The 14,674-nt window shown below is 52.3% G+C and carries 14 protein-coding genes and 1 pseudogene; 8 read left to right on the top strand and 7 right to left on the bottom strand.

Features of this window, described 5'->3' with window-relative positions; all coding sequences use genetic code 11:
• Positions 1-729: 729 nt before the first annotated feature.
• A complete protein-coding gene (locus tag BDK88_RS20840; protein WP_130502028.1) occupies positions 730-1,068 on the top strand; it encodes a DUF6788 family protein in 339 nt (112 codons plus the stop codon).
• Between the two features lie 209 nt (positions 1,069-1,277).
• Here the strand turns inward: BDK88_RS20840 and BDK88_RS20835 are convergent, their stop codons facing one another.
• From BDK88_RS20835 to BDK88_RS20825, 3 genes are all read right to left on the bottom strand, one after another.
• Complete coding sequence (locus BDK88_RS20835) at positions 1,278-1,727, bottom strand: hypothetical protein (protein WP_092935402.1); 450 nt, start codon at positions 1,725-1,727, stop codon at positions 1,278-1,280.
• A complete protein-coding gene (locus tag BDK88_RS20830) occupies positions 1,724-2,575 on the bottom strand; it encodes a ParA family protein (RefSeq protein WP_092935404.1) in 852 nt (283 codons plus the stop codon). The genes BDK88_RS20835 and BDK88_RS20830 overlap by 4 nt, the downstream gene beginning before the upstream one ends.
• Positions 2,576-3,064: 489 nt before the next feature.
• A complete protein-coding gene (locus BDK88_RS20825) occupies positions 3,065-3,424 on the bottom strand; it encodes a hypothetical protein (protein ID WP_092935406.1) in 360 nt (119 codons plus the stop codon).
• A 222-nt stretch (positions 3,425-3,646) separates the two neighbouring features.
• Between BDK88_RS20825 and BDK88_RS20820 the strand changes: the two genes are divergently transcribed.
• On the top strand, positions 3,647-4,531 hold the full coding sequence (locus tag BDK88_RS20820) for an IS1096 element passenger TnpR family protein (RefSeq protein ID WP_092935408.1): 885 nt from the start codon (positions 3,647-3,649) through the stop codon (positions 4,529-4,531).
• 246 nt (positions 4,532-4,777) lie between these two features.
• Here BDK88_RS20820 and BDK88_RS20815 read toward each other — a convergent pair whose 3' ends face one another.
• Positions 4,778-5,065 carry an amphi-Trp domain-containing protein gene (locus BDK88_RS20815; protein ID WP_092935410.1) on the bottom strand — a complete coding sequence of 96 codons (288 nt, stop codon included), beginning with the start codon at positions 5,063-5,065 and terminating at the stop codon, positions 4,778-4,780.
• Between the two features lie 222 nt (positions 5,066-5,287).
• Here BDK88_RS20815 and BDK88_RS20810 point away from each other — a divergent pair, with 222 nt between their 5' ends.
• From BDK88_RS20810 to BDK88_RS20795, 4 genes and pseudogenes are all read left to right on the top strand, one after another.
• Entirely contained in the window at positions 5,288-5,659 is a 372-nt protein-coding gene (locus BDK88_RS20810) for a MarR family transcriptional regulator (protein WP_008015529.1), read from the top strand.
• Complete coding sequence (locus BDK88_RS20805) at positions 5,656-6,006, top strand: type II toxin-antitoxin system PemK/MazF family toxin (RefSeq protein ID WP_092935412.1); 351 nt, start codon at positions 5,656-5,658, stop codon at positions 6,004-6,006. Before BDK88_RS20810 ends, BDK88_RS20805 begins: the two co-directional genes overlap by 4 nt.
• Before the next feature lie 398 nt (positions 6,007-6,404).
• Complete coding sequence (locus BDK88_RS20800; protein WP_130502027.1) at positions 6,405-7,547, top strand: tyrosine-type recombinase/integrase; 1,143 nt, start codon at positions 6,405-6,407, stop codon at positions 7,545-7,547.
• 220 nt (positions 7,548-7,767) lie between these two features.
• Positions 7,768-8,619: pseudogene (locus BDK88_RS20795) on the top strand (IS5 family transposase).
• Between the two features lie 109 nt (positions 8,620-8,728).
• Here BDK88_RS20795 and BDK88_RS20790 read toward each other — a convergent pair.
• Complete coding sequence (locus tag BDK88_RS20790) at positions 8,729-9,232, bottom strand: ArsR/SmtB family transcription factor (protein WP_277613500.1); 504 nt, start codon at positions 9,230-9,232, stop codon at positions 8,729-8,731.
• A 205-nt stretch (positions 9,233-9,437) separates the two neighbouring features.
• Here BDK88_RS20790 and BDK88_RS20785 point away from each other — a divergent pair, with 205 nt between their 5' ends.
• Positions 9,438-10,169: a hypothetical protein gene (locus tag BDK88_RS20785; protein WP_130502025.1), complete on the top strand. Its 732-nt coding sequence runs from the start codon at positions 9,438-9,440 to the stop codon at positions 10,167-10,169.
• Positions 10,170-10,318: 149 nt separating this feature from the next.
• Here the strand turns inward: BDK88_RS20785 and BDK88_RS20780 are convergent, their stop codons facing one another.
• Entirely contained in the window at positions 10,319-10,942 is a 624-nt protein-coding gene (locus BDK88_RS20780) for a hypothetical protein (protein ID WP_130502024.1), read from the bottom strand.
• A 555-nt stretch (positions 10,943-11,497) separates the two neighbouring features.
• Between BDK88_RS20780 and BDK88_RS20775 the strand changes: the two genes are divergently transcribed.
• Positions 11,498-12,397: a methyl-accepting chemotaxis protein gene (locus BDK88_RS20775; protein ID WP_130502023.1), complete on the top strand. Its 900-nt coding sequence runs from the start codon at positions 11,498-11,500 to the stop codon at positions 12,395-12,397.
• A 556-nt stretch (positions 12,398-12,953) separates the two neighbouring features.
• Here BDK88_RS20775 and BDK88_RS20770 read toward each other — a convergent pair.
• Positions 12,954-13,223, bottom strand: coding sequence for a HalOD1 output domain-containing protein (locus BDK88_RS20770; protein WP_130502022.1), 270 nt, complete (start codon positions 13,221-13,223; stop codon positions 12,954-12,956).
• Between the last annotated feature and the right edge of the window lie 1,451 nt (positions 13,224-14,674).

The raw sequence follows: 14,674 nt of genomic DNA, 5'->3' as shown, positions 1-14,674 counted from the left end.
CCATTTCCTAAGCCCTTGTACTTTATAATACACCCTCACTCCACTGTTTCCGGAGCTTTCGTTTGAAAAGGGACCCCCCTCTTTCCGAGAGGGTCTATTAGAAGGACAAGATTTAAATGAAAGTAAGTAAAACAGTAACCGCACTGCCGGATCAACTACACTATAGATATATTATATGTTGATTTCTAGTAGTTCACGATATGTGGATCATAGGATCTTCCGGTAATATAAACCTCTTTTCTAGTACTACCACCTCCTTTGTTTGAGATAGCTTCGGAAACGGTGGAGTGAGGGTTCTCGGAACGCTCCCTTAGCAAAAGCTCCGGAAACGGTGGAGGGTTGTCCTCCTTTCACTCACTGTGGATCTGTTCCGGTCTTCTCAATGAGTATCCCCAGGTGAACTACCCTGCCCTACTCACTGTCTTCCACAGCTTCTTGAGATCGGGGATACAGCACCCTCACCGTCACCGCTAACATTCGACTTACAGATTCTCACGACAACTTACGCGAAGCTTCGGAACTGGTGGAGGGGTTGAGGCTCCTCTGTCTATAGCTTCGGAAACAATGGTGTGTATTATAGACAAACCACCATCTCCGATGCAATCAGATTCTCCAATACTCTCTGTCTTGAGGTGTTCTCAGTGGCGATTGCTTCGGAAATAGTGGAGGGGACAAACGCAGTCTTACCAAACATTTATTCTGATACTGCCTCTGTTGTTTGGTAAGACAATGCCAACTCGTCCTGATGCTCCCGATTCCCTTCCACAGTACCTCGCCGAGGGTGTCCCAAAGCAAGACGACGAGAGTTTGCAGGCTCTCCAAGACTGGATCAACGAACTGCTCGCATATCGACGGGACATCGCCACCGAGGACATTGACGCTGGAGAGGACGAGTCAATCGAAACCGTCAAAGAATCGAGCGAAGGGACCGTAGTGATCAAGAAGGTAAGCTGTGGCAAAGACAACTGCAAATGTCAGCGTGGCAAACTGCATGGTCCGTACAAGTACGTTGTCCGTCGTAAGGGTGGTAGCCTCAAGTGGGATTACAGAGGTCCAATATCCGAATGAAAATCCGTATGGGTTTCACTATGGCTGCTCCTAGGATCGGCTACTGATTCGTGCGGCGTCGAACTCGTGAACTCGAGGTGCTCCCTCTGGGTCTTCAAAGGTCGTTGGACTGACAAACAATACGCGAATCTTGAGAGCACGAAAATAGGATAACGATGGCTTGGTCCGTCGCGAAAAACTAACGCTGCGCTGACTGACTCTCCAAATCTTCACTCGGTCTCGAAGCCCCAGCGTTCGAGTTCTTCAGCAACGATTTCTGGCCGCCGCATTGCAGCGACATACGCAGCCTCTCGAACGTCCGTTTTCGAGACGCTGGTCCCAAGTTCGTCTTCGACCGCGTCAACGAGTTTTCCCTCGACATCCTGGACGCCGCTGCGAAGATAGAACTGGACCATATCTCGGTCCTGCTTGACATTATCTCGCGTATAGACCCAAGGAATGCCGCCATCATCACGGCCTGATTGAGGGAGCTCTGGCACGACTTCGTCGTTAGCAGCCTCGACTACTTCCTCGATAGCGGTATCGTCAGTGATCATTTCATCCTCGGGTTCCTCTTCGAGGGCATTATCGACAACGTCGTCGACGTCTTCCTTCTCGTTCTGGTCATCCGTGTTGTCGACGTTATCGCTAAACGGATCGCTGCCAGCACCTTTCTTCATCGTTCACCGACCTCTGTGATCTCTGCAGCCAGTTGCTCTAACTTCTCGAGCGTCTCCATCTCATGGTCGCGTTTCCGATCACGGTGGTGCTCAACGTAGTAGCGAGGAGTACACTGCTCTTTCCAGCAGCCTTGGAATAGCGACTCCCGTGTACGAATCGCGACCGGTGCTGGATAGCCCCGGTTACGGATTTCCTCGAGGTACTCCTGTTGGTCACTTGTTCGACCGATGCCGTTTGGAACTCCCGCAAGAACTCCGATCTCGACCTGCTCATCGCCGTTCGAGATGGTGCCTTCAAGGCCGTCGACGAGTTCTTCGAGGCCGTAGATACTTTGCATTCCTTTCCCCGTCGGCTCGATCGGGATCACTAGCGATCGCGTCGCGTTCACTGCGTTGTAGAGGTGTGGTCCCGCAGTTGCTGGCGGATCGATGATGATTGTGTCGTACTCGTTGGGGACGCCAGCTTCGAGGAGGACACGTCGTAGCTGATCGGTTGGATCAAAGTCCTCGTCGAGATCGGCGGCCATCTGCTCAGCTCGAGTCAGGAGATCACCGAGTCGCTCCATCATGTTGTGGCTTGGGACGACATCGAACCCGAAATCAGTCTCGAGGATGAGTTCGCTGAAGTCGCCTTTCGGCCGGTCAATCAGATGACGAGCCAAATTGTCTGCATCGCCATCGTCGCGTGGGGCATCGACACCGAGTAAGTGAGTTAGCGATCCGTACTGTGGATCAAGGTCGACTGTCAGGACGTTGCGACCGACGCGGGTGTGTTCGTCAGCGAGTGATGCAGCAAGTGTTGTCTTTCCAACGCCGCCAGCCTCCGAATACGTGGCATAAGTAAGCATGTATTATCGGATGAACTGATTGATTATAGTTTTTCGCTAGTCCTCCTGAATGGGCTTATTGATTGGCCTAACCGATTAGCCTATCTAAATACACCTCTTTACTTAGACGCCGGCATAGATCCTGGCTTCAATTGACGGGTCTCTGTCCAACTGACTTCCCGAATACTGTTCCAAGACTGCTTCTGCTGCTTCTTTGAGCAGTTATATGTAGAACAGACCGCATCTGAAACTGACTAACACATCTCTCGTAAAAATGAAGTTTTATAGATGGGCTAATGAGTTGGCCTAACCGATTATCCTATCTGAATGGTTTGGTTCTATGTCGCCATAATCCTAAAAGAGAAAAACCATCTGGATGGTCTAATGAAATGGCCTAACCAACTAGTCTAATCGAATACCTTCCTGAGAACACGATTAGGAAATCATTCACACAGGGAAGGCTGACTATCCTTCATCTACCATTTCGATCCATGAGTAATAGTGATCGGTCTATGACTGGAGTTGCGTGACAGTCGAGTCGATTTCGCTTTTGGTCGGTTCGCCGGTAAACTCGACAACTCTATCGCCTACACCGAAGGCGTATCTCTGGTAGGAGACGTCGACGTGAATCCAGCATTCGATGTCAGCGTCTGTCGAGTCATACTCGCCCTCACTTGCGTTCTCTCCTTGCTTCAGCACATCAAGTAGGTATTCTTCGATACGCGACGCGTTCGAGATTCGCAAGAGATGATCGGCAGCGATGTTGTCCAGCACCTCTGCTGGGGTTCCATATCCCTCGCCTACGAGATAGAACTCGCCATAGTACTCGTGTGACTCGATCTGAACACAGAGTGTATATGTTTCAGCCATATCTGTAGTTGACAGAGACCATCCATCAGAATGCCTATTCATAAATCGCTACCCAAGAGTATCTGTACCGATGGCTCCGTGAGCAAGGTTTAGTCCGGATACTGTACAACTACGTCATATGTCTTCCACTGCCAGTTGGCACACGATCCGTGACGAAATCGCAGACTTAGAACAGCGTATCGATGATCCTACCAGTTTCCACATAGGAACAGAGTTCAAAGGATGACTGCCTACCGCTTTCGCATCAAATTCGATCCGGATCCTACGTCGCTGTGGCGGGATATCGTCGTCGGCGCAGACAGAACGATCACCGAGTTGCAGTCGGCGATCAACCCCGCAGTCGGACTTGATCAGGGCCACCTCTGGTTCGTTGGAGAGGATGAGGACTACTGGGACAGTGCTGTCAAATACCAGTGTCCGCAGGAATACGAGGAGTCACTCAGTGGCGACCCACTGTTGCGTACCGAGCGGATCGAGAACGCTGGAGACGTGACGATCGGCGAGATGACCCGCCAACTCGGGCTCGAACAGTACGATCGCATATGCTATCTGTATGACTACGGCGATGAATGGCGGTTCTACGCCATTTTGAAAGAGGTCCTCAGCGACGAGCCGAGTGACAAAGAGCCGGCCATTGTGAAAGAGAAAGGCGATCCAATCAATGACCAGTACGATCCGCCGGAAACCGGTGAGAGCGATCCTCCCCTTCCTGAACCTCTCTATTCAGTGCTCCCCGAAACCGCTGTCCCTGTTGCGGATCTTCGTGAGCTGGAAGAGCGCGATCGTGTCGTCCACGTCATTCCACTACTTAGTCTCGAAACTGGGTTTGGGGCAGTCTGCGAGCGGTTCGCAATTCAGTTTGAGGACACGGGGTACGTCATCGAAAACTTTCAGCCGGGATGGCAGATCGTTGAGGAAGTTGATGGAGTAGACAAGACTGAGGAAGAACTTCTAGCAGCCCTTGCGGATGCAGTGCGTGAGTGGCACGCTGAAATCGCGGAGATCTCTGGTGCAATGACGGGACAGCATTTCGACGAGGAGACTGTCGAAGCGATGCATGTCGAACTGGAAGCAGAACTCGAACGCAAGGGGTATGGACATCTTTAAAAATCATTTCGGCGTGAGAATTAGGTACGAAACCTGATTCTGCTCATGCTCGAGAGCTTTCACATACTCGCTCTCGTGCGCGCGAAACACAATCTATGTCTATGGAGAATTTGAGACCCTGAACTTGTGGTCGCCGCGCGAGATACAAGTTGAGACTGGCCATTCCAATGCATACGATTTCGTCTGGATCGACTTTGATTAAAGAATGACTGGGTGAATCTTCCGTTAGGTAATATTGCGGAGTGACTATTCGATTTCTAGCTGGCCACTGCCGCTGCCCTCCACATTGGCGTTCTCATCCCATTCGAGTTCGAACTCGACACTTAATTCAGTCATATTGCCAGCCGGGCCTTCGCGTTCAGCTTTGATCTCAAAGGTCGGTCGGGCAGGAGGATTCAGTGTTACAGACTCGGAGCCTGCTTTCAGGCTGATAGCGTTTCCGTTGTCGAGATTGTCCGCGACTTTCCGAAGGTACGATGCAATCTCTTCTCGACTCTGGTCGCTTTCCGATTTGAACAGAACTTCTTCAGGCATACTGAACGATACGTTGCCTGCCCCGATAAGTGAATCCCCTGTACTTATCGAATTAGGATGCCCGCACAGTAGGTGTGAGGGCCGTTCTATAACACCCCAGCTAGCCGTCTCAATGCATACGGTTCTCGAACCGGTTCGTGGCCAATAGTGATTCCCCCTTCGGTGTTTTCGTAGCTTTCACTCCTAACACTCTTTACAGCGGATGACGTACCCCATTCAACGATGTCCATCGATCGAGACACCTTCGAGAACACGAGCGAAGACGAGCTCGAAGAACTCTCCGTGCCTGATCAAGTCCTCGGATTTCTCGCCGCCAACCAGGATCGGGCGTTCAAGGCCCGCGAAATCGCCTCCCAGATCGGCGTCGACGAGGGCGCAGTCAGCACCGCGCTCTCACGGTTGAAGGACCGTGGTCTGGTCGAACACAAGGCGACGTACTGGGCGGTGACTGACGACGCTGAGCGCCTCGACGGATACAGCGGGTACGAACGAGCAACGGCTCTGTTCAACGACCAACTCGGTACAGAGGACAAGGAAGCGTGGCGCGAGCACGCACCGCAGGAACCCCACCCGAGCGTCGAGGACGAACAGTGACCGACGAAGAGACACCGATTTTCGAGCGGGGCGACGTCGTCTACGGTGATGATCCATTCAAAGGCGAGGAAGAGGCTCGGCCCTGGCTGATCCTCTCGAACCACGAAGGCCGTCCGTTCCACGGCGACCAGTATATCGCGCTAACGTTGACGTCGAAATCCTGGATGGACGGCCTCATCGACATCCCTGAAGAGCGTTGGCTTCGTGGTGGGATGCCGGATGAGAGTCGGATCGTCCCGTGGGGCGTCCAATCGATAGATCACGAGGACATCGACTTCTGGCAGGGCCGCCTTGACAGTGATCTTGTTGACGAGGCGGTGACTGCGCTCGTCGAAGAGCTACAATAGCTTCTCCGATGGTTTGTTCGAGTCGCGATTTGGTGAAACAGCTGTGGGTAAGTCTACTTATGGATCAGAATTGAACGGGGCCTCGCCTTCTCGATAATAGACGAACTAATACACAATAGGCCAACAGATAACGAGCGCCGCGATACTCAACGGGGTCGTTGAGGACTATCATAACGGCTGTCAACGGTATGGTGGTTTGTAGAATTTAAGATCCGCAACTGTCGGTCGCCGCCGGGAAAAATCTATACAGCTGTATTTGGTTTATGGAGTGTGGTTTTGTACGCTCGAGTACCCGAGACTCCCGAAATCGCCAGCGAGAGCCGTTTCAGTATTCACTTGTCTAAATCGCAGTTTAACCAAGGGACTTTACGAGGGTCGACACTGTACCCCACATACGAATGTCTGGATCAACGGAAAAACGGGCTACACGCGGGGGCACAACCGTCCACGAGGCCATCGAGAGCTACCTTCGGTACAAGATCAACGCCGACGGTTCGAAGACGACCATGCGCTCACCACTGCGTGAGTTCGCCGACCACTGTCGAGACGAGCGTGACCTCGAGTTCGTCGACGACCTCACACCCCACGATGTCCGCAGTTACAGCGAGCACCTCTACGACCGCGTCGTGATCGACGAGGACCTGGCGGCTTCAACCGCTCACAACTACTTCGCCTACGTCCGGGCCTTTCTCTCGTGGTCAGTTCGGGAGCAATACCTCGAGTCGAACCCGGCGAATACGAACACCGCGATGGACCCGCTACCGGAAGACGACGGGAAGCGCAAACGCCAGTACTGGAGTGCCGAGGACCGCGAGACGTTACTCGAGTACGCCACCAAGCGTGTGGACATGGCCCTGGAAGAAACCATTAGGACCGATGTAGAGGCGGCTTTCCGTGACCGGGCGATCGTCGTCATGCTCGATGGCACGGGGGCGCGTGGTGCGGAACTGTTCGCCGACCCGAAAGACGACAAGCGTAACGGCCTCCGGTGGAAGGACGTCGATTTCGACGAGCGGCTGATTGAAGTCTACGGCAAGTCCCGTGAGTACGAACAGGCCCCGTTTCCTGCGAGTGTCCACGACGTCCTCAAGCGATGGTACCGGGTGCAAGAGCCGACGACAGAAGCGTGGCCCGTCTTTCCGACCGGCCACTATGGGTCGAAAAAGCGTACACTCGAGGATGAACTCGGCGAGAAGGAAGTCTCTCGGGCGCTCGAGGATAGGGGTGACGCCGGGAAGACCGAGGTGCTTGACCGTCTACACCGTGAGCACGAGGTTCCGCCGCCGTCGATCTCGAAAGAGGGCGTTCGCCGGTTGTTGAAACGGCTCACCGACGAAGCCGGGATCGATCCAGATGGGGAGTACGACTATCTCACCTTGCACGGCGCTCGGCGGGCACTCGGACGCGACCTCTATACCAGCGGGATGTCCGAAAAGGCTCAGGAAGCGTTACGACACAACTCGATCGAGACTACTCACGAGGCCTACGCCGACGTCAAGATGAAGGACGTCTCCGATTCGATTGACGACGTTCGTGGCTGAGAACGAACTCGAGTTATCCCTTACCCTTCGATTCTGGAATTCCCCGTGGTGTTCGTCGACGAACTACTCAAACAGTCAGCCAAAACAGCCATCACACTGCTGATATTCGTTGGCTTACCAGATGCGAGCATAGACAGCTTTAGAACCGGATCAAACTTTAGACAACTTGGCCTTGTTGAAACCCTTGCTGACAAACATGACTGGTGAATAGCCGAGAAAAATGGCTGCTCTGCCGAAATCACGACTCCTTCAATTCGCTGAACGGGCTATGAGTCTGGCTCGCCGTGACACGATTCTCGACACGCTATTCACGGAAGCGGTTTACGCTCCGCCAACATGTTGTCCTGCTCTGTCTCAAAGTGAAGAAGATGACCACGTACCGCGACCTCGTTGACGAACTCATTGAGATGCCTCGCATTCGTGACGCCCTCGATCTCGATTCGATCCCCGCACCCTCGACACTCTGCAAGGCATTTGATCGCTTGGAGATGGCCGTCTGGCGGGTTCTGTTGAACGTTTCATTGCGGACTTGCCGCTGAACGGTGTCACCAGCATCGATGCCTCCGGGTTTGAGCGGGCGCATGCATCAACTCACTACACGAAACGAACGAATCTCACCATCCAGCAGTTGAAAACAACGCTGTTGGTCGATACAGCTACCAACGCCGTTCTTGATGTTCATGTGACGACAACGCGGAAGCACGATACGCAGATTGCGCCACAGTTAGTGAAACGGAACGTACAATCTATCGCGGTCTTGACCGGTGACAAGGGCTATGACGACCAAAAGCTCCGGCAGCTCGCCCGTGATCATGATATTCGACCACTCATTAAGCATTGTGAGTTTAGCTCACTCCACAAAGCGTGGAATGCACGACTGGATAGCGACCTCTACCATTGCCGAAACATGAACGAAACGGTCAACGCGTCGATTAAACAGAAATATGGGGCATTCGTGCGTTCACGCCTCTGGCGGAAGCAGTTCCGCGAACTCCTCATCAAGTGCATCGTTCACAACGTGGAACGAGGGCTGGCTATTTCACGCGAAGAGTGCGAATCCCCGTCACCCTGAGAGGAACAGACTGGTGGATACGGAGGGAAAGTCCAACACACCATCTCTCAACAATTGAGGATATCAGAAATAGGATTAGTCTCTGACAGGTTCGGTGCTAACTTCCCCGCTACCGGAACCAGTACCACCAGGCGAAAACGACAGCTAAAACGAATAGTCCACCAACAAAAAAGAGCACGCCAGGCGGCACCACTGGTCCACCGATGCTCTCCACTTGCATCTGTTCATCGACGACTATGGATCCATTTGTCAGTGAGCGCCGGTTGAAAATCTTGATCACGTAGTCAACAGCAATACTCATCACACCCAAGAGTCCTACCGCCCCGAGCAACCGCTTGAGCATCTCCCGAAGAGAGTTCTTTGTTGACTCGTCGCTGGCAACCACGACCAACGATCCGTTGGCGGGAGCATAGACCTTCATCTCACGTCCGTGTTCCGAATACCACGTATCCACGATTTCGATCAGTCCTGCATCAAGGAGGTTGTCAAGGTGGTATTTTGTGTTCTGAAGGGACGTATCAACAGAATTGGCAATGTCAGATGCAGTTTGAGGTTCCTCATATAGGGTCATCAGTATCGACCGTGCTGTAGACGAACTCAATGCATCAAACACTTCGTCGGCAGCGTCCTCATCGATACTGAGTAGCAGAGATTCTCGGGAGGGCTCCTGGGTGATCTCTGAGCGTAAGGGCAAGAGTTGACTCACGGTTCTTGAATGCACTTTCACGAAGACATCAAATAGCCGTTTTCGTTGGTAAAGGCACTCTTGTAGTTCGCTGAAAGCACTTATCTAATTCTCTCCAACTGAGTAGATGATTATGCAACGACGGACGGCCCTCCAGGCGATTGGTACAGCGATGTTCGGAGCAATAGCTGGTTGTGCGAGCCAGCGACAGTCCTCCGGGGAACAGCCATCATCAACGGAATCTCAGCGGCTGAATACTGACGACTCTTCAGAGACGGCGGATTCGCTGTCAAGACCGATAACCTCCGATGATATTGCATTCGATGTCACCGTACTACAACAGTTCACGAACGATTCTCCCGCTCAGTTCGAAGTTAGGTTCACGAACGACAGCGACACACGATTGACGTTATTTGGAGGTCCCGTACTTCCGTTCACTGGCCTCGAAGGTGTGCACCAGAACCGCGACGTAGCACTGCTCCTTATGCCGGAAGATAACAGTTGGATAACTCCGACGGATGGTAATAGCGAGGTTCGAGATGTGCCGCTGGTTCCACCCTCTCGAACGGATAGCTGCTGGACAGTCGAATACGAAGGTATGTTACGGAAACAAACTATGCTCGTTGATGAGCTGCGGACAGGAGAATCGATAAGTCACACCTACAGTCTCTTGGACTGGGGGAACGAATCGTGTCTTCCAACCGGTAGCTACGCTTTCAGCGAGGGACACCCGCTCCAACGAGGCGAATCCTCGGTAGAGGCAGGCAAATTCGAAGTGACACTCGGATTTGAGGCAGAACTCGATACGGAGCGGAGAGTATCAGTCACAGTTCAGGATCCAACGGTTAGAAAGCATACGCACTAGTGATGCTTTAGGTCCATCAGTGTTATCTGCTTACTCTATACTGAGCGACCACTACCTTTTCAAACGGAACCGAATCGTATGCTACATTTGCGTGTTGTATTCAGCAATCAGTTGGCATATGTTATCGATTGAGGGTTTCAACAAGGCCACTAGCTAGCAACCCCTCTGGTTGACCTCACATCTCGCAATATTTCAGTGTGTAATACTGCACTATACACTACAACAGTGACTGGGATTATTAAAATTAATAATAATGATATAACTATGTGAAGTAATTGAATAAGCAATCCAGACGTCACAGGAACACCAAATACCGCGTCGAAATAGGTATCCAGAAGCGCCAACCCTAGGGTAAAGCCACTAAATAAGTAGTGGAATTGAATTGATGCAGGGAAGATGCTATTCGGAGTAGGGGATATCACTTGATACTCAGTTACCTCAAGATACGGATAGAAGGCGGCGTACAGTCCTGTAATCAGTGTTAAGAAGAGAGGGAGATTTATGTCTTGAGCAGTGAAGGTATCCCAGAAACCTCCACCAGAGTATGCCTTGGCTGCCATATTGAATGACAGAATAACGATAAAGTGATTTAGAGCATGGGTGACTGTGAATGGGCCGAGATGGTAGAACTCAATGTCTATGTGCGGAATATGCGTAATCTGGATTTCTTGTGTTGTTATTTTTGTTAAGTCGTATTCTCTTATGAGAGATGCTATACCGAGTGAAATGAGCATTAGTAGGGAGATTGTAGTCCCAACCCCGATGAGCGCCATTGTTTGCTCCGATTCAGCGTTTCCTGATAAATCTTCATAGCGTCTTTGAGTTCGCGATGTGAAGTCAGGTGTCAGAGTTGGGTGTCAAGTGCATCAATATCTCATATCTTCTCGAGTAGGTGATCAAGAACTGTGGCACTCGTCCATCGTTCTCAGTGATAGTCATAGGCTCTCGATGCATGCTGACGACGATCTAGCACTGATTTCACCACGCTGATGCGTGAGCCTGCTTGCGATTACCGCAGTCCGATACTGAGGAAAAGCCGCCAGTGAGGACTCCTAGTTTTAAGTGACATCCATGACTATCAGTGAGGCAAGAAGATAGGAGAATATACCCACCGCTCATCGATGTGGGTCGCAGGAGAAGGGGGCGTCAATTCGCCCCCAGAGTTGGCTACTCAATCCTGCGACCCGGATCGACATAAAAGTTTGCCTCTCGAGGAGCCGTGGCTCTGTCCAGCATGGTGTCTCGTCTCCTTCGAGAGTCGTCTCTCCCCAGCAGCATCGCGACTTGACCGACAACCAGCAGCACACGACCACGACCAACGACCCTCCATGACAATTGGAAAAGATCCGGACGCAGTTGACGCAGAAACGCCCGACAATCACGACGTTGCCGCCGTTCTTGACTTCGACAATGTCGGCAAGCACACCAACACTGATCCGACGGCCGATGACGGTGATGATGAGCTCCCGAGTCGCGCAGAGATGTGGGCCATCATCCAAGAGCAGTCACAAACGATCGACCGCCTCAAGGAGCGTGTCGACGAACTCCAGCAGGAACAAAACCGCGCCGATCGCAACCGCAAGGAGATCGCTAGTCAACTCCACGAGATCTCCGAGTCGGTTTCCGATACCGACGAGACAGCTGACCACGCAAAGGAAATCGCAAAGACTGCGAACGCAAACGCTGAGCAGGCCAAGTCGATTGCCGAGACTGGTGAGACTGCGTTCGATCGCGAGGATCCAGAGGAACTGCCTGGTGGCCTCGAGCCCTCGAGCAGTCCATTGGACTTCCTTGCGAACTGCCGCCAGCACCGCGTCAAAAAACACCTCGTCGACCAGGGGACGCCGCGGAAGAACCGATTCCGGGCACTCCTTGTGATGAAGCGCTGGAACGAGTTCGCAACCAAGCGTACGAACGGAAGCGGCATTTTCTGGACGCGAGACGATGTCCGGGATGCGCTCACTGCAATCCTCGGAAAGCGTCCCCACGCACAGACACTCAAACGCGTGTGGGACGAGATGGTCGCGCTCGGAAGTTCGGACATCGATGTCACCGAGCGTCATGTTTCTGCGAAACAGACGCCGACGGAGATCATCGCGATGGACATCGAGACTGCTGAGGGACTGCTTGACGCTCGCTATCACCATCTCGAGTTGCTTGATGGAGATGGACAAGTCACTGGTGGCGTCACACCCGTTGTGACTCGGACCGACACGGCAGAGGTGTGAGAGAACGGCTGAATTCATCCCGAGAGGGAGAATCTCTCTGACGAGCAAACAAACGGATCTGGTCGTCGTCTTGATTCGATGACGTCGCCGCTATCGCTAGCTGCAGGTGTAAGAGAGGATTCCCCCCTTTCAGAGATAGTGTTTGTCCCTCTAACGCTCGTTCTGGAGTTTCGGCTTTGGGACCACTCACAACGAGTGTGATCATGACCGGTCAGTTGTGGTCTACACGATCGTCCCTTCCCGGGGTGGATGTCAATGACCTCGTGGACTGGTATGATGATACCCAATTTAACAGACCACAATGAATTATTGTGTAGTATTGTGCCAAGTCATAAAGACTGATATAGCTGTGATACAGACAGTGACTTGGGCGTGAGGATGGGCGGTGGGGAGATAGCGCTCACGCTCAGTCAGAGGCACAACTCAGACACACGGACCGTGTCGAATACTCGTCTCTACACGAGTCATCTGGGACAAAGAGTACAACCTGGAAAGGGTAGCGTTCGGTGGCTCCGTCGGTACCCTGTCTTGAGAAGTGATTTTTCGTTCGATTGTGTTACTCAACGAGCTCTGGCTCCTCTTTGACCGTGATTTCTGGTCCGTTGTCGAATTCGACAATAACCGTATAGCCATTATATTGGAACTCGATTCGGCCAGACTGAGTCATCCCGTTCTGGCGTCCCGACGCAAAGAGATCGTCGAGCGCATCTGGATCGACCGCATCATACAATGGGGGAAGTTCCAGTGGATCTGTGTGTTCTCTTTTAGCAACGAAATCAACTATCTGCAAAGAAATATTACTCTCTTCTCCAAGACTTCTTTCCATAGTGGTGGATAGACCTTTCGAGCACTAATATGTGACGCCAAATGTACCAATTTCTATGATCTCGTGGAGAACTTATTACTGGCTAAGCTGGAGAAATAGAGATCCGAAAGCGGTGTTGTGCACCAAACTTGAACAGCGCTGGTCATGACGAGGCACTGCATGACATTCTAAGACTCACCGCTATGGAATTCCGGAAGGCGGATATCGAGCTCGCTTTTGATTTGAAGCGAATCCAGGTCCTCTCCCACTTGGACCGGGAAATAGTGTCGGCGATGGGGATGGGGGGTAGTGCCTCCGTTAACATGGGGGGAGTTGGAGGCAATTGATTGTTATTGGTGATCATTATTAACCATTTACATTCCGATCACTTATCCAACAGATTCATACGAGACATATCCTAAGAGCACACGTGGGGAGGGACAGTGTGGCTCTAATCGATCTCCAGACAGGGAATGCAATCGATTCGAGACACATGGCTCCTCGCCGCAACTGGGATTGCTCCACCACTGTCTGGTGCCATCAGGATCTCAGATCACCCACCAGTGACACACTACCTGGGACATGAGTGTGCCAACGTCGGCCTCTGGCCGGCGTTTTTGCAAGATGCTGAAGTCTATATCTGAAGCGACGGCCAACGGCGATGATGGTACTGACTGATCGACAAGAGAATCTCCTGGTCGCAGTCGAATTGACCGAGTTCTCAGTTCATTACGAACAGGCCGATTCCAAACTCGTCGAACACGCTTAGCAGCTGGCCGCCGATCGTCTCCTCACACATGATGTTGAGTCCGCCAAAATCATCGCCGTTTTTGAGAGTGGGTAGGAGGATCAGAAGACAGCAGCAGGAGCAGCGTTGGTTTCACATCGGACCGCAGACAAGTAGGCACTCGCCTTGGTACAGTTGGGGAACAAGTTGATACTCCTATGGGACATATGACGGGTTGGCGCGGACAAGGTGGGTCAACCTACTCCCCTGTATCGTTGCCCCTTCCTCGATCACAAGTCAGGGAACACTTGTCCACGCCAGCCGAGATCGGCACGTTCCACAAGATCCACAGCTGGTTTCGTCCTCCGATCTCTGGCTTTCGAGTACCATCCGGCCTTCGAGAACCTCATGCTGGCCCTTGGCCGGCATTTCTGTCAACTCGAGAGTGTGTAGTTACTCACTCTCGATATAACGCCTTTCAAGAGGATCCTGACCCGCCCGGATGGGCTCGGGGTGAGAGCCGCCGGGCAGGGTGGGACAAGAGCGGCAGTGTAAGGGGCGTATCCTGTCGCGTGGGGGAAACGCGACAGGCAGATAAATTCAGCGAGCATTTATCAATCTTATCGCGGCTCTCAACTACATAAAATCGTCTTTGGTGATTCCACAACTGCTCACTGCTCCGCTAAGTCCGATCGTCGATGTCTTGGATCGTTTCGCAGATCGATCGTCACCTCGAGCAGTGTTG

It is taken from the genome of Natrinema hispanicum (assembly GCF_004217335.1).
Lineage (GTDB): Archaea > Halobacteriota > Halobacteria > Halobacteriales > Natrialbaceae > Natrinema > Natrinema hispanicum.
This window is presented reverse-complemented; position numbering and strand designations above follow the sequence as displayed.